23 protein-coding genes are annotated in these 24,149 nt (G+C 68.9%); 12 read left to right on the top strand and 11 right to left on the bottom strand.

Features of this window, described 5'->3' with window-relative positions:
- Positions 1 to 122: 122 nt before the first annotated feature.
- Both ABIE65_RS00520 and ABIE65_RS00515 read left to right on the top strand, forming a co-directional pair.
- Entirely contained in the window at positions 123 to 1,613 is a 1,491-nt protein-coding gene (locus ABIE65_RS00520; RefSeq protein ID WP_354075680.1) for an NAD(P)H-hydrate dehydratase, read from the top strand.
- A gap of 90 nt (positions 1,614 to 1,703) precedes the next feature.
- On the top strand, positions 1,704 to 3,125 hold the full coding sequence (locus ABIE65_RS00515; RefSeq protein ID WP_502918498.1) for a malonyl-CoA decarboxylase: 1,422 nt from the start codon (positions 1,704 to 1,706) through the stop codon (positions 3,123 to 3,125).
- A gap of 65 nt (positions 3,126 to 3,190) precedes the next feature.
- Here the strand turns inward: ABIE65_RS00515 and ABIE65_RS00510 are convergent, their stop codons facing one another.
- Positions 3,191 to 3,685: a hypothetical protein gene (locus tag ABIE65_RS00510; protein WP_354074850.1), complete on the bottom strand. Its 495-nt coding sequence runs from the start codon at positions 3,683 to 3,685 to the stop codon at positions 3,191 to 3,193.
- 274 nt (positions 3,686 to 3,959) lie between these two features.
- On the opposite strand from ABIE65_RS00510, the gene ispH reads away from it, so the two are divergent.
- Genes ispH through rnhA form a run of 3 tightly spaced genes read left to right on the top strand, consistent with a single transcriptional unit; the run spans position 3,960 to position 6,317 of the window.
- Entirely contained in the window at positions 3,960 to 4,904 is a 945-nt protein-coding gene (ispH, locus tag ABIE65_RS00505; RefSeq protein ID WP_354074849.1) for a 4-hydroxy-3-methylbut-2-enyl diphosphate reductase, read from the top strand.
- A 7-nt stretch (positions 4,905 to 4,911) separates the two neighbouring features.
- Positions 4,912 to 5,871 carry a homoserine kinase gene (locus ABIE65_RS00500; RefSeq protein ID WP_354074848.1) on the top strand — a complete coding sequence of 320 codons (960 nt, stop codon included), beginning with the start codon at positions 4,912 to 4,914 and terminating at the stop codon, positions 5,869 to 5,871.
- A complete protein-coding gene (rnhA, locus tag ABIE65_RS00495) occupies positions 5,868 to 6,317 on the top strand; it encodes a ribonuclease HI (protein WP_354074847.1) in 450 nt (149 codons plus the stop codon). The genes ABIE65_RS00500 and rnhA overlap by 4 nt, the downstream gene beginning before the upstream one ends.
- Before the next feature lie 39 nt (positions 6,318 to 6,356).
- Here rnhA and ABIE65_RS27830 read toward each other — a convergent pair whose 3' ends face one another.
- Together ABIE65_RS27830 and ABIE65_RS00490 are read right to left on the bottom strand one after the other, a co-directional pair.
- Positions 6,357 to 6,443 carry a small membrane protein YohP gene (locus ABIE65_RS27830; RefSeq protein WP_502918497.1) on the bottom strand — a complete coding sequence of 29 codons (87 nt, stop codon included), beginning with the start codon at positions 6,441 to 6,443 and terminating at the stop codon, positions 6,357 to 6,359.
- A gap of 104 nt (positions 6,444 to 6,547) precedes the next feature.
- Entirely contained in the window at positions 6,548 to 7,717 is a 1,170-nt protein-coding gene (locus ABIE65_RS00490) for a CaiB/BaiF CoA transferase family protein (RefSeq protein ID WP_354074846.1), read from the bottom strand.
- A gap of 147 nt (positions 7,718 to 7,864) precedes the next feature.
- Between ABIE65_RS00490 and ABIE65_RS00485 the strand changes: the two genes are divergently transcribed.
- From ABIE65_RS00485 to ABIE65_RS00475, 3 genes are all read left to right on the top strand, one after another.
- Positions 7,865 to 8,533 (top strand): dienelactone hydrolase family protein, encoded by a 669-nt coding sequence (locus ABIE65_RS00485; protein WP_354074845.1) that lies wholly within the window; start codon positions 7,865 to 7,867, stop codon positions 8,531 to 8,533.
- A gap of 224 nt (positions 8,534 to 8,757) precedes the next feature.
- Positions 8,758 to 9,534, top strand: a complete 777-nt coding sequence (locus ABIE65_RS00480; RefSeq protein WP_354074844.1) for a response regulator — start codon at positions 8,758 to 8,760, stop codon at positions 9,532 to 9,534.
- Positions 9,535 to 9,646: 112 nt separating this feature from the next.
- Positions 9,647 to 10,714, top strand: coding sequence for a phosphotransferase (locus ABIE65_RS00475; protein WP_354074843.1), 1,068 nt, complete (start codon positions 9,647 to 9,649; stop codon positions 10,712 to 10,714).
- A gap of 16 nt (positions 10,715 to 10,730) precedes the next feature.
- Here ABIE65_RS00475 and ABIE65_RS00470 read toward each other — a convergent pair whose 3' ends face one another.
- From ABIE65_RS00470 to ABIE65_RS00455, 4 genes are all read right to left on the bottom strand, one after another.
- Positions 10,731 to 11,906 carry an OpgC family protein gene (locus ABIE65_RS00470; RefSeq protein WP_354074842.1) on the bottom strand — a complete coding sequence of 392 codons (1,176 nt, stop codon included), beginning with the start codon at positions 11,904 to 11,906 and terminating at the stop codon, positions 10,731 to 10,733.
- Positions 11,907 to 11,997: 91 nt separating this feature from the next.
- Positions 11,998 to 13,461 (bottom strand): amidase, encoded by a 1,464-nt coding sequence (locus ABIE65_RS00465; protein ID WP_354074841.1) that lies wholly within the window; start codon positions 13,459 to 13,461, stop codon positions 11,998 to 12,000.
- Complete coding sequence (locus ABIE65_RS00460) at positions 13,458 to 14,483, bottom strand: ABC transporter ATP-binding protein (RefSeq protein ID WP_354074840.1); 1,026 nt, start codon at positions 14,481 to 14,483, stop codon at positions 13,458 to 13,460. Before ABIE65_RS00460 ends, ABIE65_RS00465 begins: the two co-directional genes overlap by 4 nt.
- Positions 14,480 to 15,490 (bottom strand): ABC transporter ATP-binding protein, encoded by a 1,011-nt coding sequence (locus tag ABIE65_RS00455; protein WP_354074839.1) that lies wholly within the window; start codon positions 15,488 to 15,490, stop codon positions 14,480 to 14,482. The genes ABIE65_RS00460 and ABIE65_RS00455 overlap by 4 nt, the downstream gene beginning before the upstream one ends.
- A 292-nt stretch (positions 15,491 to 15,782) precedes the next feature.
- Here ABIE65_RS00455 and ABIE65_RS00450 point away from each other — a divergent pair, with 292 nt between their 5' ends.
- The 4 genes from ABIE65_RS00450 to ABIE65_RS00435 all read left to right on the top strand — a co-directional run bounded on the left by ABIE65_RS00450 (position 15,783) and on the right by ABIE65_RS00435 (position 19,922).
- Complete coding sequence (locus ABIE65_RS00450) at positions 15,783 to 16,502, top strand: PRC-barrel domain-containing protein (protein WP_354074838.1); 720 nt, start codon at positions 15,783 to 15,785, stop codon at positions 16,500 to 16,502.
- Between the two features lie 144 nt (positions 16,503 to 16,646).
- Positions 16,647 to 17,966: a proline--tRNA ligase gene (gene proS / locus ABIE65_RS00445; RefSeq protein ID WP_354074837.1), complete on the top strand. Its 1,320-nt coding sequence runs from the start codon at positions 16,647 to 16,649 to the stop codon at positions 17,964 to 17,966.
- The gene (locus tag ABIE65_RS00440; protein WP_354074836.1) at positions 17,963 to 19,210 is read left to right on the top strand and encodes a lipoprotein-releasing ABC transporter permease subunit; all 1,248 of its coding nucleotides are present in this window, start codon (positions 17,963 to 17,965) and stop codon (positions 19,208 to 19,210) included. Before proS ends, ABIE65_RS00440 begins: the two co-directional genes overlap by 4 nt.
- A gap of 4 nt (positions 19,211 to 19,214) precedes the next feature.
- The gene (locus ABIE65_RS00435; protein ID WP_354074835.1) at positions 19,215 to 19,922 is read left to right on the top strand and encodes an ABC transporter ATP-binding protein; all 708 of its coding nucleotides are present in this window, start codon (positions 19,215 to 19,217) and stop codon (positions 19,920 to 19,922) included.
- Positions 19,923 to 20,002: 80 nt separating this feature from the next.
- Here ABIE65_RS00435 and ABIE65_RS00430 read toward each other — a convergent pair whose 3' ends face one another.
- From ABIE65_RS00430 to ABIE65_RS00415, 4 genes are all read right to left on the bottom strand, one after another.
- The gene (locus ABIE65_RS00430; protein ID WP_354074834.1) at positions 20,003 to 20,146 is read right to left on the bottom strand and encodes an entericidin A/B family lipoprotein; all 144 of its coding nucleotides are present in this window, start codon (positions 20,144 to 20,146) and stop codon (positions 20,003 to 20,005) included.
- A gap of 106 nt (positions 20,147 to 20,252) precedes the next feature.
- A complete protein-coding gene (locus tag ABIE65_RS00425) occupies positions 20,253 to 20,846 on the bottom strand; it encodes a sarcosine oxidase subunit gamma (protein WP_354074833.1) in 594 nt (197 codons plus the stop codon).
- On the bottom strand, positions 20,839 to 23,829 hold the full coding sequence (locus tag ABIE65_RS00420; protein WP_354074832.1) for a sarcosine oxidase subunit alpha family protein: 2,991 nt from the start codon (positions 23,827 to 23,829) through the stop codon (positions 20,839 to 20,841). The genes ABIE65_RS00425 and ABIE65_RS00420 overlap by 8 nt, the downstream gene beginning before the upstream one ends.
- Positions 23,826 to 24,137, bottom strand: a complete 312-nt coding sequence (locus ABIE65_RS00415) for a sarcosine oxidase subunit delta (RefSeq protein WP_354074831.1) — start codon at positions 24,135 to 24,137, stop codon at positions 23,826 to 23,828. The genes ABIE65_RS00420 and ABIE65_RS00415 overlap by 4 nt, the downstream gene beginning before the upstream one ends.
- Positions 24,138 to 24,149 lie beyond the last annotated feature (12 nt).

Genomic DNA, 24,149 nt, shown 5'->3' with positions numbered 1-24,149 from the left:
GGTTCATGCGGCACATGAGGGAACATCGCTTGTGCAATGAAGCACAACCGTCATGTTCCGGGGCGTAACCCGCGTTAGTGACGATCGTTGACGGCGCGCAGGGGAAGACTGTGTTGGCTGAGATGCACACCGGCGAATTGCTGCGCGTCGAACAGATGTACCGGGCGGACGCGCTCGCCGTGGCGGCGGGGGTTCCCGGTATCGTCCTCATGGAGCGTGCCGGCGATGCGGTTACCGACGCCGTGCGCCGGCGCTGGACGCCGAGGCCCGCGCTAATCCTGTGCGGCCCAGGCAACAATGGCGGCGACGGGTTCGTCATCGCACGCCTGCTCGCCGAGGCAGGCTGGCCGGTGCGGGTGGCGCTGCTTGGAAGCCGGGACCGGCTCGCCGGCGACGCGGCGGAGAACGCCGCCCGCTGGAGCGGGGCGCTGCTTCCCCTGGCGCCGGAGGCCGTAGAAGGGGCGGAACTCATCGTCGACGCGATCTTCGGCGCCGGGCTCGCGCGGCCCGTCGAGGGCGTTGCGGCCGCGACGTTGGCCGCGGCGCGCGACCGCGCCGTTCCCGTCGTCGCCGTCGACGTGCCGAGCGGGGTGCACGGCGACACGGGCGCGGTAAGCGGCACGGCGATCCGGGCCGATCTGACGGTCACCTTCTTCCGGCCAAAGCCCGGCCACCTGCTGTTTCCGGGACGCGAGCTCTGCGGCGAACTGGTGGTTGCCGGCATCGGCATACCCGCCTCGGTCCTGTCGGCGCTTGCGCCGGATACCTGGGAGAACACGCCAGACCTCTGGGGTGGCGGCTATCCGTGGCCGTCGCACGCTTCGCACAAATATACGCGCGGCCATGCCCTGATCGCGGGCGGCAGCCATCGGACGGGGGCGGCGCGCCTGGCTGCCCGCGCGGCGATGCGCGCCGGCGCCGGCCTCGTCACCATCGCGGCCGATCCGTCGGTCGTGCCGATCTATGCGACAGCCCTGGCCGGCGCGCTGGTCGAGCCGGTGGCCGACGCAAACGCCTTCCGGGCGCTGCTGCAGGATGCGCGTCGGAACGCGGTGCTGGTCGGGCCCGGTGGCGGGACGGACCGTCGCACGCGCGATCACGTCCTCGATGCCCTCGCCGCCGGGCGGCGGATGGTGCTCGACGCCGACGCCATCACGGTCTTTCGGGACGAGCCGCAGGCGCTGTTCGGCGCCATCGCCCGGACGCCGACCGTCCTGACGCCGCACGACGGAGAGTTCGGGCGGCTTTTCCCCGACCTGCAGGGGGACCGCCTCGGCCGTGCCCGCGCCGGGTCGCGGCGAAGCGGCGCTGTCGTCGTGCTGAAGGGGCCGGATACGGTCGTCGCGGCACCCGACGGACGGGCAGCCATCAACGCCAACGCGCCGCCGGATCTGGCGACGGGCGGAACCGGCGATGTGCTCGCCGGATTCGTCGTAGCACTCCTGGCTCAGGGCATGCGAGCCTTCGAGGCGGCGTGTGCGGGAGTCTGGCTGCACGGAGCGGCCGCTGCGGCCTTCGGGCCGGGCCTCATCGCGGAGGATCTGCCGGACAGGCTGCCGGCGGTCCTCGCAAAACTGAAACACCAGCGTAATTCTGCTTTAACGCGGATCTGACAGGATCGAATCATGTGGCTGCGTAGCATCGTCGCTGTCGACGCGAAGGACTTGCCAGTGGGCGTGGCGCCCGCCGATCATGGCGGCGCCATGAGCCAGATCGCGAACACGACAATCCTCGATCGCACTTGGGCCTCGCTTCGGCAGGCCCTGCGCGACATCGCCCCCGGACGCCGCGGCCTCGAGCCGATCGAGACGCGCCCGGACCTTCCCGATTCCGATGTCGCGGCGGTCCGCGAACATATGCGCGCCTGCCTGGAAGGGCGTGGCGGCGAGGTGACGGCGCGTGCCCGCGCGACCGCCCTCGGCCGCGCCTACCTCTCCCTGGAAGAGGCGGGGCGCCTGCGCTTCCTCAAGATGCTCGCCGAGGAATTCGACGTCGATCGCGACGCGGTCGATGCGGCCGCCGCTGCCCTGACGACTGCGACCGACCCCGCCGACCGCCGTAAGGCGGAGCACCGTCTGCGTAACGCGCTGGAGGCGCCGCGCGTGCGGCTGCTGACCCAGTTCAACGCCCTGCCGGACGGCGTGAAGTTCCTCGTCGACATGCGCGCGGAGCTGCTGCGCATGTCCCGCGACGAGCCGTCGCTGCGCGGGCTGGAGGCGGACCTCAAGCGCGTGCTGGCGAACTGGTTCGATGTCGGTTTCCTGGAGCTGCGCCGCATCACCTGGCGTTCGCCGGCCCTGCTTCTGGAAAAGCTGATCGCCTACGAGGCGGTGCACGAGATCCGCGGCTGGACAGACCTGAAGAACCGGCTCGATTCGGACCGGCGCTGCTATGCCTTCTTCCACCCGCGCATGCCGGACGAGCCGCTGATCTTCGTCGAGGTCGCCCTGGTCAGCGGGATGGCCGACAATATCCACGAGCTGCTCGACGAGGATTCGCCGGTCGCCGACCCCAACGCCGCCGACGCCGCGATCTTCTATTCGATCTCGAACGCGCAGCAGGGGCTGGCGGGTATCAGCTTCGGCAACTTCCTGATCAAGCGCGTGGTCGACGACCTTTCGGGCGAATTCAAGAACCTGAAGACGTTCGCGACCCTGTCGCCGATTCCCGGTTTTCGGCGCTGGCTCGACGCCCGCCTGGCCGAGAACGGCGACGACGTGCTGACCGAGGCGGAGCGCAAGGCGCTCGGCGAGTTGAAGCAGATCCCGGAGGGGGAGGGCTCGCGCCTCGCGGCGCTCCTGGCGATGCCGGGCTGGCACGCCGATCCCGTGCTGTCGGCGGCGGCGAAGCAGCCGCTGCTGCGCCAGTGCGCGATCTATCTCGCCAAGGAGAAGCGCGCGGGCAGCCGTGCGGCGGACCCCGTGGCGCACTTCCATCTCAGTAACGGCGCGCGGATGGAACGGCTGGACTGGCTCGGCGACGTCTCCAAGAAGGGCATCGCCCAGTCGGCCGGCCTGATGATCAACTATCTCTACAAGCTCGACGCCATCGACGCGAACCACGAGGCCTATACCGGGGAAGGGCGGATCGCGCTGTCCTCGGGCATCAAGGCGCTGGTGAAGTAATCGGCGAGCGACGCGCTGCCGGCACCGCCGGCGGCGCGTCCGCCGTTCAGCGGACGTCGCGCCGTTCAGCGAACCTCGCGGTTGTACTTCAGTTCGTCCGGCGTCATCTGGATCCCGGCGATGAGTGTGTAGTCCGCCGCGACCCGGCCCTCGGCGACAGGTATCGTCACCCGGATCTCGTCGACGCGCGCGTCGAGCGACTGCCGGTCGGGCAGCTGCAGTTCGATGCTGAAGCTCTCCCGGTTGAGGATCGCCCCATCCGGCCCCACCACGCCGACGAAATACGTCACCGGATAGGCGGACTGGGTGGCTGCCGGTCCCCGCGCGCCCTCGAAGCCGATCGCTACGTCGACGATGGTGTCGCGGCCGTCCCCCTTGGTGCAGTTGAGGCCGGTGCCGGAAATTCGCGCCTGGAACGCCACGTCCGTCAGGTCCGCGGCGCCACCCGGGCGAAAGCGCGTGAGTTCCGCCGCGTCGTCTGGCACCCGCAACTCGGGGCACATCACGGTCGCCTCGGTCTTGTCGTTCGAGCTGCAGCCGGCGAAGGCGAGCAGCGCCATGCAGGCTGCGAGGGCTCGGAGCGGTGTCGTGCGGGCGAAATGTGTCACAGGCTGATGCGCGTCCCGTCGCAATGAGGCTGACCCTGGCGGCCATGCGGCCGCCGCATGATATGGTGACGTTCGGCGCAGCTTCCCATACTGCGATCCGCGACCTTCCTTTCGGCAGGTCGCTATACTAGTTTCTCTGACCTCCCGGCCCGATCCGCCGGGAAGCTACGGAACCGACGCCCGGCACACAAGCGCCTGTCGCCGGGCGCGACAGCGATCGGACCGCATGACACTGCCGCCACTGACCATCCTGCTCGCCGCGCCGCGCGGTTTCTGCGCCGGTGTCGACCGCGCGATTCAGATCGTCGAGCGCGCCCTGGCGCGTTACGGCGCGCCCGTCTACGTGCGCCACGAGATCGTGCACAACCGTTACGTCGTCAGCCAGCTCGAGGCGAAGGGTGCCATCTTTGTCGACGAGCTCGACGACGTGCCGGATGACGTGCCCGTGGTCTTCTCCGCGCACGGCGTGCCGAAGTCGGTGCCGGCCGAGGCGTCCCGGCGCAAGCTGTTCTATGTCGACGCGACGTGCCCGCTGGTCAGCAAGGTGCACCGCGAGGCGGAGCGGCACGAACGCACCGGCCGGCACATGCTGCTGATCGGCCATGCCGGTCATCCCGAGGTCGTCGGGACCATGGGCCAGGTTCCGGACGGCAGCATCACCTTGATCGAGACGGTGGCCGATGCCGAACGGGTCGAGGTGGCGGATCCCGGCGCTGTCGCACTGATCACCCAGACGACGCTGTCGGTCGATGACACCGCCGAGATCATCGCCGTGCTGCGCCGCCGCTTCCCCGAGCTGCAGTCGCCGAAGCAGGAGGACATCTGCTACGCGACGACGAACCGCCAGCAGGCCGTGAAGGCGATCGCGCCGGAGGCCGACGCCCTTCTCGTGATCGGCGCTCCCAACTCCTCCAATTCCAACCGGCTGGTCGAAGTCGCGAAGAACGCGGGTTGCACGCGTGCCGTTCTGGTGCAGCGCGCCGTCGACATCGACTGGAAGGCATTGGAAGGCGTCCGCACCCTGGGTCTCACGGCCGGGGCCTCTGCGCCCGAGACCCTGGTCGAGGAGGTCATCGCGGCCTGCCGGGATCACTTCACGGTCGAACTGCGCGACGTCGTCGTCACGCGCGAGAACGTGGAGTTCAAACTGCCACGCGTCCTGGTCGCCTGACGCCGCCGTGGCCGTCTACACCGAAGTCTCCGACGAGGATCTGCAAGCCTTCGTCGCCGAATACGACATCGGCAGTGTCGTCGCCTGCAAGGGCATCGCGGAGGGCGTCGAGAATAGCAACTATCTGCTGGAAACGGATCGCGACACCTTCATCCTGACGCTCTACGAGAAGCGCGTCGTTCCGGCCGACCTGCCGTTCTTCCTGGGGCTGCTGGACCATCTCGCCGCCGCCGGGGTGCCGTGCCCGACGCCCATTCACGGGCGCGACGGCGTGGCGCTGCGCCACCTGTGCGGACGACCGGCGGCGCTGGTCAGCTTCCTGCGCGGCTTGTGGCCGCGGCGGATCCAGCCGGGCCACTGCGCCGAACTGGGGGCCGGTTTGGCGCGGATGCATCTGGCGAGCCGCGATTTCGGCTTGAGGCGGGCGAACGACCTGTCCCTCGACGGGTGGCGGCGCCTGGTGGAGGCCACTCGCGGCCGCGCCGATACCGTGCGGCCCGGCCTCGCCGACGAGATCGGACGGGAACTGGACGAGCTAGCCGCCGCGTGGCCGCAGGATCTGCCGCGCGGCGTTATCCATGCCGACCTGTTTCCGGACAACGTGTTCTTCATCGACGGCCGGCTGTCGGGGCTGATCGACTTCTACTTCGCCTGTGAAGATTTTCTGGCATACGACATCGCGGTGTGCCTGAACGCCTGGTGCTTCGAGCGCGACAACAGCTTCAACGCGACGAAGGCCCGCCTTCTGCTGTCGAACTACGGTCGCGTCCGCCCCCTGGGGGAGGACGAACTGGCGGCCCTGCCGATCCTGGCGCGCGGGAGCGCGCTGCGCTTTCTGCTGACCCGGCTCTTCGACTGGCTGAACCGGCAGGAGGGCGCCTTCGTCACGCCGAAGGACCCCGTCGAATATCTTCACAAGCTGCGTTTCCACCGCAGCGTTACCGGACCGGGAGACTACGGACTGTGACGGGAACCGTCGACATCTACACGGACGGCGCCTGCAGCGGCAATCCGGGCCCGGGCGGTTGGGGGGCGATCCTGCGCCACGGCGGCACGGAGCGCGAACTGGCCGGCGGCGAGGCGATGACCACCAACAATCGCATGGAACTGATGGCGGCGATCGCGGCGCTGGAAGCCCTGAAGCGGCCGTGCAAGGTGCGGCTGCACACGGACAGCCGCTACCTGCGTGACGGAATCATGCAGTGGATCGCCAACTGGAAGCGCAACGGCTGGAAGACCGCCGCGCGGCAGCCGGTCAAGAACGAAGACCTCTGGCGCAGGCTCGATGCCGCCGTCACCGGCCATGAACTCGAATGGGTCTGGGTGAAGGGGCATGCCGGCCACGCGGAGAACGAGCGCGTCGACGAACTCGCCCGGGCCGAGACGAAGAAGCTGATGCGGGGCGCGCGCTGAGCCTGAAGGGGCCTTAAGCGCCCGCATCGAACCGCCGCGTCAGAAGATCAGGTCGAGCAGTCCGAAGATGACCAGCAGGCCGATCACGAACACGATAATCACGAACCACAGCAGCGCTTTCAGCATCGTCGGTCACTCTCTCTGTCCGAACGGCCCGGCGGCCGTTCCGGGGAGCAAACCCCGGACGGTAGCCGATTGTTCCGTTCTCGTGGCCGGCGCGGTGAAGCCTGCTACTCCGCAGCATCCGGCTTGGTGCGCTGCAGGACGCTCTCATTGTGCTCGCCCAGCTTCGGCGAGCGGGTGCGGATCGCCGGGCGCCGCTGCCCGAAGGAGATCGGCAGGCCGACGATCGAGCGGCCGGTTTCCGGCTCCTTCTGGATCATGCCCATGATCTGGGTCTGTTCGGCCGCGGCGAGTTCGGCGACGTCGTTGATCGGGGCGACCGGCACGCCGACCTTCTCCAGCCGGGCGATCCACTCGTCGCGCCCGGCGGTCAGCAGCACCTCCTGCACCGCAGCGACGATTGCGTCGCGATTGCCCGCCCGCTTCGGGCCGTTCTCGAAGCGCGGGTCCTGCGGCCATTCCGGGTGTCCCATCTCCTTCGCCATGCGCACGAAGATGCGATCGTTGCCGGCGGCGATGCAGATCGGGCGGTCGGCCGTCTCGAACGCCTGGTAGGGCGCCAGCACCGCGCTCGCGGCGCCGTGCCGAACCGGCGTCTTGCCGGTCTCCAGGTAGTTGTTGACCTGGCTCTCGACCCAACTGACGGCGGTTTCGAAGAGCGAGGTGTCGACGACGCAGCCCTTGCCGGTCGCATGGCGCTGCTGCAGCGCCGCAAGGGCGCCGATCACGCACCACATCCCCGTCGCCTTGTCGTTGATCGCCGGCGCCTGGAAGGTCGGCGGGTCGCTCGGGCGGCCGGTGAGGGTCATCACGGCGCCGAAGGCCTGCAGCAGCGGGTCGTATCCCGGCTTCAGCCGCATCGGCCCCTTGTAGCCGAACGCCCAGATCGAGCAGTAGATGAGGCGCGGGTTGACCGCGGTCAGCGCCTCCGGGCCGATGCCGAGTTCGTCGACGATTCCGGGCCGGAGATTCTGGATCAGGATGTCCGATTCAGCGGCGAGCGCCTTCAGCCGCGCCACGTCGCCGGCATCCTTAACGTCCAGCGTGACGGACTTCTTGTTGCGGTTGAAGGCGTGGAAGAACAGCGAGGCGCCGTCCTCGGCGAAGGGGGGGCCCCAGGTCCGGCCGTCGTCGCCGCCGTCCGGCTTCTCGACCTTGATCACCTCGGCGCCCATGTCCGCGAGGATCGAGCCGGCGAGCGGACCCGCCAGCGCCTGGCCCACCTCGAGCACCCGAATGCCCTTCAGCGGCAGTGCCGCATCCTCTGTTTCGCCCATCTTCGCCTCCCGATGTGTCCGGTCATTCCCTCCCTTATATCGGCAGCCGGCGCCGCCCGCGAGCCCGTGCGGATGGCTGCCGCCACTGCCTTTTGCGGCACGGGCCGCGGGCGGCTACACTCTTGCCACCGCAGAGGGAGGAAGACCATGGGCGAGATCGTTCAGCTGACGGCGCAGGACGGCCATCGGTTCGACGTCTATCAGGCGAAACCGTCCGGCACGCCCCGCGGGGCGCTGCTGGTCATCCAGGAGATCTTCGGCGTCAACAGCCACATGCGCAGCGTCGCCGACAGCTACGCGCAGGACGGTTATTTCGTGCTGGCGCCGGCGCTGTTCGACAGGGCCGAGAAGGGCTTCGAGGTTGGCTATCAGCCCGACGACATCCAGAAGGGCCGTGACGTCCGCGCCAAGGTGCCGTGGGACGCGGCCGTTATGGACATGGCCGCCACCGTCGCGGCGCTTAAGCCCCACGGTAAGGTGGGAGCGGTCGGCTACTGCTGGGGCGGTTCGCTCGCTTGGCTGGCGGCGACGCGGATCGACGGCGTGGACGCCGCGGTCGGCTACTACGGCGGCCAGATCGCCGGTTTCAAGGACGAGGCGCCCAAGTGCCCCGTCATGCTGCACTTCGGCGAAACCGACAAGAGCATCCCCATGACGGACGTCGAGGCGGTGCGTGCGGCGCACCCCGAGGTGACGGTCCACGTCTACGCGGCGGGCCACGGCTTCAACTGCGACCAGCGCGCGGACTTCAGTCCGGAGAATGCAAAGGTCGCGCGCGAGCGGACGCTCGCATTCTTCCGGAACCACGTCGGATAGGGCGAACCGGGTTCGCCGGGCGGCGTTGATGTCGTCGTTCTCCGCTCCGCGGCGGGGGACGCTGCACTGCGCCCTGGGCGAACGACGCTAACGGCGACTGGCCGCACGGCGTCGCGATCGCCATCTGCCCGGGGTGCGTGCCTCGCTCGTGCGGCTGTTTCGCATGGTCACGAGGGCCCGTTACGGGGTAGCCTTGAAGTCATCTCGCAAGGAATCGAACAGACATGGCTGACATTCAGGACAAGATCCTCGTCAACCTGCCCTATTTGCGCCGCTACGCCCGCATGCTGACCGGCTCGCAGGAGCGGGGGGACGAGTATGTCCGCGCCTGCCTTGAGGCGATCGTCGAGGAGCCGGAGAGCATCCGGGTGGCCAAGGATGTTCGGGTCGAGCTGTTCGCGCGGTTCCACGCGGTCTGGTCGGCCGTGGATTCGGTTGCGCCCGAGGACGCGACGATCGATCTGGACAGCCGGGTCAAGCGCAGCCTCGCCTCACTGCCGTCGCGGGAGCGGCAGGCGCTCCTTCTGGTGTCGGTCGAAGGTTTCCTGCCGTCCGAAGCCGGCGTCATCCTCGGCACGAACGTGGCCGAGGTCGAGGCGCTGATGCGCAAGGCGCGGGCCGACCTGTCGCAGCGGACCACGGCCAACATTCTCATCATCGAGGACGACGCGATCATCGCGCTCAACAATGCCGAGATCGTGCGCGAGATGGGCCACAACGTGACCGGAACAGCGGCGCGACAGAGCGAGGCCATCGCCCTGGTCGAGCAGACCTCGCCGGACCTGATCCTCGCCGACATCCAGCTCGCCGACGGCGACGACGGCATCAAGACGGTTCAGGAGATCCTCAAGACCGCCAAGATGCCGGTCATTTTCGTGACAGGTTTTCCGGAGCGGCTGCTCACCGGCAGGACGCTCGAGCCCGCCTTCGTGATCACGAAGCCGTTCGAGCCCGACACCCTGAAGACGGCGATTGCCCACGCCCTGTCGACGTCGGACTGATCGCGGAGCCGGCCGCGCGCACCATCCAGGATTGTCGCCTGTTGCCGTCCGGCAGGGCCTTGCGCCCCGCCGCCTCGGCGGCAAGGATGGCGGCAACGACGGAGCGAAGAGAATGACCGCGCAGATCGCTGTAACCTCGACCACGGACGCCGAGCCCGTGATGCCGCAGCACCGCTTCGACGAAGCGGCGCTCGAACGCTATCTTCTCGATCATATTCCCGACCTGAAGGGTCCGATCACGCTGTCGCAGTTCATCGGCGGCATGTCGAATCCGACCTTCATGATCACCGACGCGAAGGGCCAGACCTTCGTGATGCGCAAGAAGCCGCCGGGCAAGCTGCTGCCGTCAGCGCATGCGGTGGACCGTGAGTTCAAGGTGATCTCGGCGCTCTACGGGACGGACGTGCCGGTCGCGCGGCCCTACGTGCTGTGCGAGGACGAGAGCGTCATCGGCCAGGCCTTCTACGTCATGGAGCATGTGCGGGGCCGCGTCTTCCGCAACTTCATGCTGCCCGACATGGCGCCGTCGGAGCGCACGGCGATCTACGATGCGATGAACGCGGCCATCGCCGCCCTGCACAGGGTCGACTACAAGACGATCGGCCTGGAGGGTTTCGGGCGCGAAGGCGGCTATTGCCAGCGGCAGGTTTCGCGCTGGTCCAAGCAGTACGAGGCCAGCAAGACGGAAGAGGTTCCCGCGATGGAGAATCTCATCCGCTGGCTGCCCGAGAACATGCCGGACGCCGACGAGACGACCGTCGTGCACGGCGACTTCCGGCTGGAGAACATGATCTACCACCCGACCGAGCCGCGCGTGCTCGCGGTGGTCGATTGGGAACTGGGCACGCTCGGCCACCCGCTGTCGGACATCGCCTACAACTGCCTGCCCTGGCACGTGCCGGATTCGCACCGCGGTTTCCTCGGCGACATGCCTGCGTCGTCCGGCATCCCGAGCGAGGAGGCGTATGTGGCCTCCTACTGCGAGCGGACGGGCCGCAGCGGTATCGACAACTGGCCGTTCTACGTGGTGCTCTCCCTGTTCCGGCTGGGCGCCATCGCCCAGGGCGTGTACAGGCGCGGCCTGGACGGCAACGCCAGTTCGCCGCAGGCGATCGAGCGCGGCAAGAAGGCGCGCGAGCTGGCCGAGGTCGGCTGGCAGATCGTGGAGAAGGGCTGGTAGGCGGGCGGCATCCGGATCAGGCGGCGCGTCGCCTTTCCTGCGCCTGTTCGCCGCCCCGTGCCGCAGGGCCGTCCCGCACCGCAGCCGGCGCGATTGCTGCGGCAGCGCGGCCGCCGCCGGCACCGGTGGCCATATCGATCAACCACCCGAGGCCGCATAGGGCCGCGCAGCCGGCGACGCTGACGCCGAGTTGGGTCGTCAGGCCGGGATGGTCGGCGACCAGCACCGATCCCGCCACCGACAGGACGAGCCCGCCGCAGAAGATCGGCAGAGGGTGCCGGCCGCAGGTCATGAGCGGCCCGACCCAGGCTCGTGCGAGAACCGGGGCGCGACGCGGCAGAAGCCAGAGCACCAGATAGACGAGGCTGAGAAAGTGCAGGAGCAGGATAGGCTCCAGCGCGACCTTGCCGACCCAGGGGACGAGGCTGGCGTCGTGGGTGGTCTGCACGACCGCGGCCTTCACGACGAACCCGGTGCCGAAGACGGCCAGTGCGGCGCGCATCAGCCGGTGCGGCCGCGCGTTGAGGTCCTTGCGCAGCCAGCCGCAGGCGCCGGCCGAGACGCCGATGAAGAACAGGAACTGCCAGGACAGAGGGTTCAGATACCAATGACCGTCCGGCAGGTTCGGCAGGTTGGCGCCGGGAAAGATCAGCGGAACGGTGTAGACCGCGGCGCTCGCGGCCAGCGGGCCGCGCCAGCCGAAGCGGCGCAGGGCGACGAGGTAGGTCGGCGCCGCCAGGATGAAGAGGATGTAGGCGGGCAGGATGTCGAACAGCGTCGGGAGGTGCTTCAGCGTCAGGACCTCCCACAGCGCCGTGAGGCCCTTGTCGGCCAGATAGGTGTAGTCGAGCGAGCCGAGCGTCAGGGGGGACGCGCCGGCATGCAGGCGATGGAACAGGGCGAGCGCAATCCCGAGGGTCGCGATGTGGGCGACATAGAGTTCGCCGGCACGATGGCAGGCCTTCGCCAGCGTCCGGAACCCGCCGTTACGCTCCACCGACCGGCTGTAGGCGATCCCGACGACGTAGCCCGACAGCAGGACGAACCATTCCGCCGCGTCGGCGAAGCCGGACAGGCGGTAGGTCACGCGGGCGAGGATGTTGCCGTCGATATGATCGACGAAGATGACAAGCAGGGCGATTCCCCGCAGGAAATCGACCCGAACGTCCCGAGAGGCCTCGATCGCTGACATGGCCCGGCCCGAAAGGCGGCGTCCGCGACGCCGTCCTCTCAGCTACCGTGCCGACGGTGAAAAAGCCGTTAAGGGCGGTACTGCGACGCGCCTAGACGCGGAAGTCGTTCACGACGCCGTTCAGCTTCGACAGGTCCGGAATCGGTCGCGCCAGTTCCGGCTTGGCCGCGAACGCCTGCTCGAGCGCGTGCGCGGCGCCCAGCGTGAAGGCGTCGCCCTTGTGCGGCCCGACCACCTGCAGGCCGAACGGCATGCTTTCATGGTCGACACCGCATGGCACGGCGCAGGCCGGATGGCCGGTGTTCGTGATGCCGTAGGTGAGGGCGAGCCAGTGGAAGTAGGTCCGCAGCTTCTCGCCGTTGATGTGCGTCATGTAGAGCTGCGTCCAGGGGAACGGCGTCACCGGCGTCACCGGGCAGAGCAGCAGGTCGAAATCCTTGAAGAAGGCCTGGACCCGGCGATAGGCCTTGGTCTGCTCCGAATGGGCGCGGGAGAAGTCGGCAAGGGTCATGCTGAGACCCTGCTCGTAGTTCGCGCGGACGTTGGCGCCCAGCTTCGCCGGATCCTCGTCGTACCAGGCCTTGTAGCGGGCGAGGTAGCCGACCGCGCGCAGCACCTCGAACACGTCGTTGGCGTCGCCCAGGTCGGGCGTCGCCTCGACGCACTCGCGGAACAGCCCCTTGAACGCCCGCACCTTGGAACGGAAGGCGGCCCGGATGTCGTTGTCGACGGGGGCGAAGCCCAGATCCTCGGTATAGGCGACCCGCAGCCGGCCCAGGTCGACGGGCTGCGGCGTGCGGAACGACATGCCGTCGATCGGCGTCGAGAAGGGGTCGCAGGAGTCGAAACCCGCCTGTGCGGCCATCATGAGCGACGCGTCGGCCGCGGTGCGGCCCATCGGGCCCTGGACCGAGATCGGCGCCCAGCCGAAGCCGCGCTTGTCGGACGGCACGGTGCCGGGGGAGGGACGGAAGCCGGTGATGCCGCAGAAGGCGGCCGGGATGCGCAGCGACCCGCCAGTGTCGGAGCCGGTGCAGACCGGCAGCATCCCGAGCGAGAGTGCCACCGCCGAGCCGCCTGAGGAGCCGCCGCAGATGCGCTTGGGATCGAAGGGGTTGCCGGTGGCGCCGTAGACCGGGTTGCGCGTGTTGGCGCCGGCGCCCCACTCCGGCGTGTTGGTCTTCGCGACGATAACCGCGCCGGCGGCCCGCACGGCCGCCACCATGCGCTCGTCCTTCTCCGGTACGTGGTCGGCGAAGATGGGCGAGCCGTAGGTGGTGCGCAGGCCGGCTGTGTCGTTCAGGTCCTTCACGCCCGTCGGCAGGCCGTGCAGCACGCCCAACTCGTCGCCGCGCATCACGGCCTTCTCGGCCTCGCGGGCCGCGCGGCGGGCGGCGTCCAGGTCCATCGCGACCAGCGCGTTGACCGCCGGGTTTACCGCCTCGATGCGTCCGATGCAGGACTCCAGGAGCTCGACCGGCGAGATCTCCTTCGTACCGATCATCCGCCGCAGTTCCACGGCACTGATGTCGCACATCTCGGTCGGCGTGGTCATGCGGCAGCTCCAGCGGTTCCCATCTCGGCACGGCGCTTCTCGCCGGTGCCCGTCGGGGTGTTTTCGTCGGCGTCGGTGTAGAGGTGGCACTCGGCGAAGCCGCTGGCCTTCGGCACCGGCCAGGGGGCGATGCGGCTGCAGTGCGGCATGGCGTCCGGGCAGCGCGGGTGGAAGGTGCAGCCCGGCGGCGGCGCGATCGGGTTGGGGAAGGTCGCGCCCATGTGCGTATCGGGTACGCCCAGGCCGGGTTCCGGCGTCAGCACCGATTTCAGCAGTGCGCTGGTGTATGGATGCTGCGGGTCCCGGAAGAGATCGTCCGTTTCCTTCTCCTCGACGATCCGGCCGAGATACATGACCGAAACCCGCGTCGCGAGATGTTCGACCACCGCCAAGTTGTGGCTGATCAGCACGTAGGTCAGCCCCAGTTCCTTCCGCAGGTCGAGCAGAAGGTTCAGGATCTGCGACTGCACGGAGACGTCCAGTGCCGACGTCGGCTCGTCGCAGATGACCATCTCCGGCCGCATGATCAGCGCGCGGGCGATGGCGACGCGCTGGCGCTGGCCGCCCGAGAGCTGGCTCGGATAGGCGGTGAGGTAGCGCCGGGCGAGGCCGACCAAGTCCATCATTTCCTCGGCCTTGCGCCGCCAGTCGGCGCGGTCACCGACCTTGTGGACCCGCAGGGGCAGGGTAACGATGTCGTCGATCCGCTTGCGCGGATTGAGGGACGAGTAAGGGTCCTGGAAGATCGGCTGCACGCGGCGCGCACGAGCGAGCCGGTCCATCTCGTAGAGCGGCCGGCCGTCGAAGAGAACGTCGCCGCCGGTCGGCTCCAGCAGGCCGAGCAGCATCTTCGCCAGGGTCGACTTGCCGCAGCCGGACTCGCCGACCAGCCCCAGCACTTCGCCCTTCTCGACCTTGATCGACACGCCGTTGACGGCGTGGAGCGTCTTCTTGGGCTGGAACATGCCGGCGCCTATCCGGAAGGTGCGGCGGACGTCGCGGGTTTCGAGGACGGTGCTCAAGACACGGCCTCCAGCACCGCGGCGCCTTCGCGCATTGATTCCTCCGGCTCCATCACGCAGCGATAGGCGCGCCCGTCCGACAGCGTGCGCATCGCGACGTCGTTCTCGCAGATGTCGCGGCGATGCGGGCAGCGGTCGCGGAAGGCGCATCCGTGCAGGTCGCCCACAAGGTTCGGGACCAGGCCAGGGATCGAGCCCAGGTGGGAGCCGCGCGCGGTCTTGCCCGGGATCGGAATGCAGTTCATCAGGCCGCGCGTGTAGGGATGCAGCGGGGCCTCGAAGACCTCCTTCGCCGTTCCCTGCTCGACGATCTGCCCCGCATACATGACAGCCACGCGGTCGGCGACGCGAGCGACGACGCCGAGGTCGTGGGTGATCAGCAGCAGGCCCATGTCGAACTCGCGCTGGAGTTCGGCGAGCAGCAGCAGGATCTGCGCCTGGATCGTCACGTCGAGCGCCGTCGTCGGCTCGTCGGCGATGATCAGCTCCGGCCCGCACATCAGCGCCATGGCGATCATCACCCGCTGCCGCAGGCCGCCCGAGAGCTGATGGGGATACTGACCGAGCCGTCCGCCGGCATTCGCGATGCCGACCTTCTCCAGCAGGTAGACCGCGCGCTCGCGCGCCTCGCGGCGCGGCACCTTGCGGTGCCGGAGCAGAGCCTCTTCCAACTGGTTCCCGATCGTGTAGGCCGGGTTCAGGCTGGTCATCGGCTCCTGGAAGATCATCGCCATCCGGTTGCCGCGCAGCTCCGACATGCGGTTCTGAGAGAGGCCGCGCAGGTCCTGATCGCCGAGCGACAGGGTCGTGGCGGTGCGGCGCGCCCGCTTCGGCAGCAGGTCCATCAGGGCCAGCGACGTCAGCGATTTGCCGCAGCCGGACTCGCCGACGATGCAGAGGGTCTCGCCGCGCGCAATCGAGAAGGAGATGCCGCGGACCGGGTGCAGGATGCCTGACGCGAGAGGAATGTCGACGGTCAGGTCACGGACATCGAGAAGTGCGCTCAAGGCTGCGGGCCCACGAAGGGCGTGGCCGATTTCAACGTGAGTCTTCCCTAATAAAGATCCGGATTTTTCAGTGAGGCTAACGCATCGCCGCCGCCCTGCCAACCTCGGCGATCCGCGGAAATCGGCCACTTTCCCGGCTCGGCGTCGGCCGCACCGAGAAAGCGCGGAGCGTCTGTCGTCGGCGGGAACCGTTTGGAGGCGGCCTTGTTGTTTAGCCACGTTGCTGGGCACGACGCGCCCGGCGGCACGCACTTGAAGACGGTCCACCAGGATCCGAAAAGGAGTTTAGACGATGCGCAAGCTCATGACCACGGCAAGCCTCGCCGCAGTGCTGATGGCCGGTCCGGCGCTCGCCGCCAACGATTCGACGACGACCGGAAGCGATCCGTCCCGCACGGGCAGCGCCGCGGTCAGCGGCAGCGCCACCGGCGGTGGCGGGGCGACGTCGACCACGGGCAGCGGCCAGATGACGACGGGCGCGGCCGGGTCCGAGACCAACCCGGCGTCTGGCGCGGACGCTACCCGCACGGGTTCCGCCGCGACATCGGGCAGCGCGACCGGCGGCGGTATGCAGGGCACCGACCGCAGTGCCAGCCCGGCCGGCACCGCCGCCTCCGGTACGACGGATACGACGGGCTCCGATCCGGCCCGCACGGGCTCGCAGGCGGCGCAGGGCAGTGCCACCGGCGGCGGTATGGGTTCGACCGCGAAGACCACCTACGACCAGGGCGAACTCCACGCGCTGATCGGCCAGGATGTGCGCAACGCCTCGGGTGAGGACATCGGTGAAGTGAACGACGTCGTCATGGTTGACGGGCGGCCGGTCCTCATCGTCGGCGTCGGCGGCTTCCTCGGGATCGGCGAGAAGGAAGTGACCGTCCCCTATGACGAGGCGACGAAGAGCAGCGAGGGGCTGGCGGTCTCCATGACCAAGGATCAGCTGAAGACGCAGCCCGAATACAACGCCGACGCCACTGCCGGCGTCTCGGTGAAGGACACGTACAAGAAGTAGGATCTCCTGATCCGGCGGAGGGGTCGCTCGCAAGGGCGGCCCCTTTTGCTTTTCGTTGCGCGGTTCGTTGCGCCGGTCGCCGCGATTTCCTAAAGTCGCGCGCCGTCCGCACCGTGCGGCGGCATCCCGCATCACGAGTGCCGAATGCGCCTGTCCCGCTATTTCCTGCCGACGCTCAAGGAGACGCCCGCCGAGGCGCAGATCGTCTCGCACCGGCTGATGCTCCGCGCGGGCATGATCAAGCAGGCGTCCGCCGGCATCTACTCCTGGCTGCCCTTCGGCTTCCGCGTGCTGAGGCGCATCGAGCAGATCGTCCGGGAGGAGCAGGATCGTGCGGGCGTGCACGAGATGCTGATGCCGACGATCCAGTCCGCGGACCTGTGGCGCGAGAGCGGCCGTTATGACGACTACGGCAAGGAGATGCTGCGCATCAAGGACCGTCACGAGCGCGACATGCTCTACGGTCCGACCAACGAGGAGGTGGTCACCGACATCTTCCGCTACTACGTGAAGAGCTACCGGTCGGTGCCGCTGATGCTCTATCACATCCAGTGGAAGTTCCGTGACGAGGTGCGGCCCCGGTTCGGCGTGATGCGCGGCCGCGAGTTCCTGATGAAGGACGCCTATTCCTTCGACATAGATTTCGCGGCGTCGCGGCACTCCTACAACAAGATGTTCCTGTCCTACCTGCGAACGTTCGACCGGATGGGCCTGCGCGCCATTCCCATGGCGGCGGATACGGGGCCGATCGGCGGTGACCTCAGTCACGAGTTCATCATTCTGGCCGATACGGGCGAGAGCGAAGTCTTCTGCCACCGGCAGTGGCTGACACTGGATCTGCGCCGCGACGACGTCGGCTACGATCAGAACCTGGACGACGTCATCGCATCCTTCACCGACCTCTATGCTGCGACCGACGAGAAGCACGACGCGGCGACCTGCCCCGTCGACGAGGACGAGCTGGTCACGGCGCGCGGCATCGAGGTCGGCCACATCTTCCACTTCGGCACCAAATATTCCAAGGCGCTGGGCGCCATGCTGACCACCCCGGAGGGCGGGCAGGTGCCGGCCGAGATGGGCTCGTACGGCATCGGCGTGTCGCGCCTCGTCGGCGCGATGATCGAGGCGAACCACGACGAGAAGGGCATCGTCTGGCCCGAAGCCGTCGCGCCGTTCGCCGTCGGCCTGATCAACCTGCGCAGCGGTGACGCCGCCTGCGATGCGGCCTGCGAGAATGCCTACGCGCAGCTGAAGAACGCCGGCATCGAGGTGCTGTACGACGACCGCGACGAGCGGGCGGGCGTCAAGTTCGCCGACATGGACCTGATCGGGCTGCCCTGGCAGCTCGCGATCGGCCCGCGCGGCGTCAAGGCGGGCATTGTGGAACTGAAGTACCGCCGCAGCGGCGAGCGCGACGAGATACCGCTCGACGCGGCGCTGGCGCGCATCGCGGGCGACGCATGATCTTTTCCCCCTTCGAGCGCATGGTCGCGTTCCGATATCTGCGGGCGCGCCGCCGCGAGGGCTTCATTTCGCTGATCGCGTGGTTCTCCCTCCTGGGGATCGCCCTCGGCGTCGCGACGCTGATCATCGTCATGTCTGTGATGAACGGTTTCCGGGGCGAACTGATGACCCGGGTGCTGGGGGTCAACGGTCACGTCTCCGTCTACAGCGCCATGGGCGGCATGACCGGCTTCGACACAATGGCCGACAAGGTGCGCCAGATCGACGGCGTGGTCTCGGTTACGCCGACCGTCGAAGGCCAGGTCATGGTCACCGCCGGCGGCTCCGCCTCCGGTGCGCTCGTCCGCGGCCTCCGCCCCGAGGATCTCGCCAAGCGCAAGACCATCGCCGAAGGCGTTCTCAACGGCGCCCTGTCGCAGTTCGGCGAGGAGGACGGCATCCTCGTCGGCTCGAAACTGGCCGGGCGCCTGCGCGTCGGGCCGGGCGACGTGCTCAACCTCGTCGCGCCCCAGGGCAGCATCAGCCCGTTCGGCAGCGTTCCCAGGATGCGCGGCTACCGCATCGTCGGCCTCTTCGAGGTCGGCATGTTCGAATACGACAACAGCATGATCTTCATGCCGATGCCGGCGGCGCAGCTCTTCTTCCAGCTGCCCGAGGCCGTCAGCAACCTGGAGGTCACCGTCGCCGATCCCGACGAGGCGCGGGCCGTGGGGACGGCGATCCGTCAGGCGCTCGGCCCGGATGCGCGCGTGTTCGATTGGCAGCAGTCGAACGCCACCTTCGTCAACGCGCTCGAGGTCGAGCGCAACGTCATGTTCCTGATCCTGACGCTGATCATCGTGGTCGCCGCGTTCAACATCATCTCCAGCCTGATCATGCTGGTGAAGGACAAGGGGCGCGACATCGCCGTGTTGCGCGCCATGGGCGCCACGCGCGGCATGATCATGCGGATCTTCTTTCTCAGCGGGTCGGCCGTCGGTTTCGCCGGGACGATCGCCGGCTTCGTTCTCGGCCTCGTCTTCAGCCTGAACGTCGAGAGCATCCGGAGCGCCCTGCAGACGCTGACCGGAACGAAGCTGTTCCCCGACGAGATCTACTTCCTCTCCCGTCTGCCGGCCGAGGTCGATCCCGGCGAGGTGGCGACCGTCGTGCTGATGGCACTGGGGCTGTCGATGCTGGCGACGATCTTCCCGTCGCGGCGTGCGGCCAAGCTGCACCCCGCCGAAGCCCTGCGCTACGAGTAGGCCCGTGCCGGACAGAGACAGCGCTCCCTTTCCGTCGGTGCCGAACCTTGAGCTGCGCGGCGTGTCGCGCAGTTACGCCCAGGGCGGGCAGGCGCTGCATATCCTCCGCAACCTCGACCTGCAGCTGATGCCCGGGCAGATCGTCGCGCTGGTCGGCCCCTCGGGGGCCGGCAAGACGACGCTGCTCCAGATCGCGGGGCTGCTCGACATCCCCGATTCCGGCGACGTCCTGCTGGCCGGCGAGAGTTGCATCGGGCTCGGCGACGACACGTTGAGCGCCATGCGGCGCAACTACATCGGCTTCATCTTCCAGTTCCATCATCTTCTGCCGGAGTTCACGGCGACCGAGAACATCGTCCTGCCGCAGCTCATCGCCGGGCTGCGACCGGCGGAGGCGCGGATGCGGGCGCTGGAGCTGCTGGACATGATGGGCCTGTCGGACCGGGAGGCGCACCAGCCGGCGCAGCTTTCCGGCGGCGAACAGCAGCGAGTGGCGATCGCGCGTGCGATGGCGAACGCGCCCAAGGTCCTGCTGGCGGACGAGCCGACGGGGAACCTGGATCACGCGACGGCCCTGCGGGTCATGTCGCAGCTGGTGCGGCTGGTGCACAGGACCGGCGTCGCCGCGCTGGTCGCCACGCACAATCCAGAGATGGCGGCGCAGATGGACCGCTGCGTCCGCCTTGAGGACGGCGTGCTGGTCGAGGTCTGACCCCGAACGCAAATCGGGGAGAGGCGGGCTGGCCGCTCTCTCCCCGATTTGCCTGTTCAGGCGCCGGTGCTGGCGGCGTGCTACTTGTTCCGTTCCGCGGAATTCTCCAGCGCCTTGCCACCGGACTGGATGTCTTCCCCGGCGCCTTCCATGGTGTTGCAGGCGGCCAGCGCCAGCATTGCGAAACCGATCAGAACCTTGACGCTCAGAGCACTCGACTTCATGGGACACGCCCCCTGTTAAGAACGGGAGCTAAACCCGCGCGTGAGAGATCGGTTCCCGGCCGGCCGTGAATCTGTCGCTGTCCCGACTTTGGGCGCGTATTTTTCGTCAGCGCGAATTCTTGAGCGCGTCGGTCAGCCACGCGGCCAGCCAGTCGGCGTAGGAGCTGCGCACGAACAGCCACCATGTCGGCGCGTCGTTCCGCATCAGCAGGATGATCTGTGCCGGACCGATCATCGTCTGCGCGCATCGCCCAGGGGGGAAGGTGCGCGGATGCAGGTCGATGACGCAGACGCTCTCCAGTGCCGCGCGTGCGCCCGGCCCGCGCAGTTCCAACAGTGTCCTTGAGCCGCCCACGTCGACCACGGCCGCATGCAGCCCGGCCAGGCTTTCCCGAAGCCGCGCGCGAGTGTCGGCTCCGCTTCCGTCGGGACCGGTCACCAGCCATTCGTCGGGCCCTAGCCACAGCGCGGTGGTGCGGTCATCGGAAGCGGTGCCGTTAGGCGCCGACGGCAGTTCGTAGCCGAGGGCGGCAGTGCTCCGCGCGCGAAAGGCCGAGTCGGACAGATCGCCCCGAACGACAGTCTGCGCCTGGAAGGGGATCTCTAGGATCGACGCCGCAGTGTCCGATGCTGCGGCGAGGGCTTCCGCCCGATGCTGCAGCGGGCTGCGGCGAATCTGGATGTCGGCGGTCTCAGCCATCGCGGCGGCTCCCTTCCGGGTCGTAGAAGACCGGTTCCACGATGCGCGCCTCGGTCGCCGTGCCGCGATCCCAGGCGATGACCGTCTCGCCCATCCGCGCGCGGCCGTTGCGCATCAGCGCCAGCGCAAAGCCGCCGCCCAGGCTCGGGCTCCAGTAGCTCGACGTCACGTGGCCCAGCATCGGTGCCGGCGGCGGCAGTTCCGGCTTGTCGATGATCTGCGCGCCCTCGGTCGGGACCGCGCCGGGGTCGATCGGCCGCAGTCCGACGAGCTGCTTGCGGTCGCCGCGCGCCGTGTCCGGGCGGGAGAGGGAGCGCCGGCCGACGAAGTCCTTCCGCTTCGACACGATCCAGTCCATGCCGAGATCGATCGGCGTGACCGAGCCGTCGGTCTCGTGCCCCACGACGATGTAGCCCTTCTCGGCGCGCAGGACGTGCATCGCCTCGGTCCCGTACGGAACGAGGCCGTGCGGCCGGCCGGCCTCGATGGCCGCCTCCCACAGGGCGAGGCCGTGGTGCCAGGCGACGTTGATCTCGTAGCTGAGCTCGCCCGTGAAGCTCACCCGGAAGACGCGGGCGGCCATGCCGGCGACGGTGCCCTCGCGCATCGTCATGAACGAAAAGTCGGCGGCCGACAGCGCCATCTCCGGCGCGAGCCGCTGCAGCACGTCGCGGGCGTTGGGGCCGGCCAGCGTCACCGTCGCCCACTGTTCGGTGACGGAGGTGCAGAAGACGCGCAGGTCCGGCCACTCCGTCTGCCGCCACTCCTCCAGCCAATCCAGCACGGATGCGGCGTTGCCGGTGGTCGTGGTCATCAGCCACCGGTTCTCGTCGAGGCGTGTCGTCACGCCGTCGTCGAACACCATGCCGTCCTCGCGGCACATCAGGCCGTAGCGGCAGCGGCCGATCCCCAGGTCGGAGAAGCGGTTGGTGTAGATCCGGTCGAGGAAGATGCCGACGTCCGGCCCGGCCAGCTCGATCTTGCCGAGCGTGCTGGCGTCGAGCATGCCGACGGCGTTGCGCACGGCCAGGCATTCGCGCGCCACGCCCTCGCGCATCGTCTCGCCGCCGCGCGGATACCAGCGCGCCCGTTTCCACTGCCCGACATCCTCGAAGACGGCCCCGTGGCCCACGTGCCAGTCGTAGATCGGCGTGCGCCGCACCGCCTCGAACAGCGGCCCGACGGAGCGGCCGCCGAGCAGGCCGAACGGCACCGGCGTGTAGGGCGCGCGGAACGTCGTCGTCCCGGTCTTGGGGATGCTGCGGCCGGTGGCGACGGACAGCAGAGCGAGGGCGTTGACGTTCGACGTCTTGCCCTGGTCGGTACCCATGCCCGCCGTCGTGTAGCGTTTCAGCAGTTCGACCGAATCGAAGCCTTCGCGCGCCGCGGCGCCGATATCGTCGGCGGTGACGTCGTTCTGCAGGTCGACGAAACGCTTGCCGTGGCCGGGCAGCAGCCAGGCCGTCTGTGCCGGCGTCTCTTCGACCGTGTCGACATGCGGCGCGTAGGTCGGGGCGGGGCTTTCGAAACCCGCATCGCGTGCCGCGTCGGTGCCGGCCGTCAGGCCCTCGGCGAGGGCGGCCGCGAGGTCGAATGTCCCGTTCGCGGCCCCGACGCACCGGACGGACTGCGCGGCGTAGCCCGGGACGAAGCAGGCGCGCCGGTCGTCCCAGCGCAGGCGCCCCTGGGACTGCGCGAACAGGTGAACGGCCGGATTCCATCCACCGGAGACGGCCAGCAGGTCGCAGTCGATATGGAACGGCCGGCCGGCGAGACCGCCGTTCGCGGGATCCAGTGCCGCCGCCTCGATCCCGGTGAGGCCGTTGCGCCCGGTCGCCGCCGTCGGTCCGTGGCCCTGAAACACGGACACGCCACGGCGCCAGACCTCGCGCGGCAGGGCACTGTCGACGCCGGTGCGCAGGTCGAGGACGGCGGCCACGGGCAGGCCGGCGTCCAGCCAGTCGAGCGCCAGCCGGTAGGCGCCGTCGTTGCCGGTGGCGACGACGAGCCGGCGTCCCGGCGCCACGCCGTAGCGGCCGAGATAGGTGCGGACGGCGCCCGACAGCATGACGCCGGGCAGGTCGTTGCCCGGGAACACCAGGGGCCGCTCGTGAGCGCCGGTGGCGAGGATCACCTGCCTGGCGCGGACGTGCCAGAGCCGCTGGCGCGGACCCTGGCCGCGACCGCCGACCGGCAGATGGTCCGTGCGCCGCTGCGCGATGCAGACATAGTTGTGGTCGTAATAGCCGAAGGCCGAGGCCCGGCGCAGGACGGTCACCTCGGGCAGGGCGTGCAGTTCGGTCAGGGCGTCCTTCGCCCATTCCGCCCCGGGCCGCCCGTCGACCGGGACACTGCCGGACAGCAGCGACCCGCCGAACTCGCTCTGCTCGTCGCACAGGACGACCCGCGCGCCGGACCGGGCGGCGGCGCGTGCCGCCATCAGGCCGGCCGGTCCCCCGCCGACCACCAGCACGTCGCAATGGCGGTGGGTGTGGTCGTAGATCTCGCCGTCGGCCACCTGCGGCGCCCGGCCGAGGCCCGCCATCCGGCGGATCGCCGGCTCGAACACGCGCTGCCAGGCGCGCTGCGACGGCATGAAGGTCTTGTAGTAGAAGCCGGCGCCGAGCAGCGGCGCGAACAGCCCGGTGGCCGCACCCAGGTCGTAGCGCAGGTTCGGCCAGGCGTTGAGGCTGCGCGCCTCCAGCCCGTCATACAGTTCCACCTGGGTGGCGCGCACGTTGGGCTCGGAATACTCGCCGCGGCCGAGCTGCACCAGGGCGTTCGGCTCCTCGACGCCGGCCGAGAAGACGCCACGCGGGCGGTGATACTTGAACGAGCGCCCGACGACCCTGACGCCGTTCGCCAGCAGCGCGGACGCCAGCGTGTCGCCCGGATGCCCCGTCATGGGCTTGCTGTCGAAGGTGAAGCGGATGCGGCGGCCGCGGTCGAGCCGGCCGCCGGCCGGCAGGCGGAATCCCGTCATTCGCGACCGTCCCCGCCGGCCTGATGAGCGAGAGTGCCGTTCGGGACGAGCTGGCCGGGCAGGGCGGAACCGTGCACCGCGTGCGTGACCGTGTCGCGCTCGACGTCGAACCAGCGCCGGCAGCCGTGGACGTGGAACCAGCGCTCGCGCAGGCGCCCGCGCGGGTTGGTGCGCATGAACAGATAGTCCGCCCACGCCGCATCGGAGACGTCGGCCGGGCGCTCCGGACGCTTTATCCCGGCCTCGCCGCCCGGACGGAATTCCGTCTCGTTGCGCGGCCCGCACCAGGGACAGGGGATCAGCAGCATGGTGGTCCTCGG

The organism is Constrictibacter sp. MBR-5 (assembly GCF_040549485.1).
Classification (GTDB): Bacteria; Pseudomonadota; Alphaproteobacteria; order JAJUGE01; family JAJUGE01; genus Constrictibacter.
The sequence above is the reverse complement of the archived record's forward strand: the minus strand, read 5'-3'. Positions and strand labels throughout refer to the sequence as shown.

Bases quoted from the DNA above. Each gene is read 5' to 3' on its own strand.
- ABIE65_RS00520 (WP_354075680.1), top strand. From the start codon at position 123: ATGCACACCGGCGAATTGCTGCGCGTCGAACAGATGTACCGGGCGGAC.
- ABIE65_RS00515 (WP_502918498.1), top strand. From the start codon at position 1,704: ATGAGCCAGATCGCGAACACGACAATCCTCGATCGCACTTGGGCCTCG.
- ABIE65_RS00510 (WP_354074850.1), bottom strand. From the start codon at position 3,685: ATGGCGCTGCTCGCCTTCGCCGGCTGCAGCTCGAACGACAAGACCGAG.
- ispH (WP_354074849.1), top strand. From the start codon at position 3,960: ATGACACTGCCGCCACTGACCATCCTGCTCGCCGCGCCGCGCGGTTTC.
- ABIE65_RS27830 (WP_502918497.1), bottom strand. From the start codon at position 6,443: ATGCTGAAAGCGCTGCTGTGGTTCGTGATTATCGTGTTCGTGATCGGC.
- ABIE65_RS00490 (WP_354074846.1), bottom strand. From the start codon at position 7,717: ATGGGCGAAACAGAGGATGCGGCACTGCCGCTGAAGGGCATTCGGGTG.
- ABIE65_RS00485 (WP_354074845.1), top strand. From the start codon at position 7,865: ATGGGCGAGATCGTTCAGCTGACGGCGCAGGACGGCCATCGGTTCGAC.
- ABIE65_RS00480 (WP_354074844.1), top strand. From the start codon at position 8,758: ATGGCTGACATTCAGGACAAGATCCTCGTCAACCTGCCCTATTTGCGC.
- ABIE65_RS00475 (WP_354074843.1), top strand. From the start codon at position 9,647: ATGACCGCGCAGATCGCTGTAACCTCGACCACGGACGCCGAGCCCGTG.
- ABIE65_RS00470 (WP_354074842.1), bottom strand. From the start codon at position 11,906: ATGTCAGCGATCGAGGCCTCTCGGGACGTTCGGGTCGATTTCCTGCGG.
- ABIE65_RS00465 (WP_354074841.1), bottom strand. From the start codon at position 13,461: ATGACCACGCCGACCGAGATGTGCGACATCAGTGCCGTGGAACTGCGG.
- ABIE65_RS00450 (WP_354074838.1), top strand. From the start codon at position 15,783: ATGCGCAAGCTCATGACCACGGCAAGCCTCGCCGCAGTGCTGATGGCC.
- proS (WP_354074837.1), top strand. From the start codon at position 16,647: ATGCGCCTGTCCCGCTATTTCCTGCCGACGCTCAAGGAGACGCCCGCC.
- ABIE65_RS00440 (WP_354074836.1), top strand. From the start codon at position 17,963: ATGATCTTTTCCCCCTTCGAGCGCATGGTCGCGTTCCGATATCTGCGG.
- ABIE65_RS00430 (WP_354074834.1), bottom strand. From the start codon at position 20,146: ATGAAGTCGAGTGCTCTGAGCGTCAAGGTTCTGATCGGTTTCGCAATG.
- ABIE65_RS00425 (WP_354074833.1), bottom strand. From the start codon at position 20,846: ATGGCTGAGACCGCCGACATCCAGATTCGCCGCAGCCCGCTGCAGCAT.
- ABIE65_RS00420 (WP_354074832.1), bottom strand. From the start codon at position 23,829: ATGACGGGATTCCGCCTGCCGGCCGGCGGCCGGCTCGACCGCGGCCGC.
- ABIE65_RS00415 (WP_354074831.1), bottom strand. From the start codon at position 24,137: ATGCTGCTGATCCCCTGTCCCTGGTGCGGGCCGCGCAACGAGACGGAA.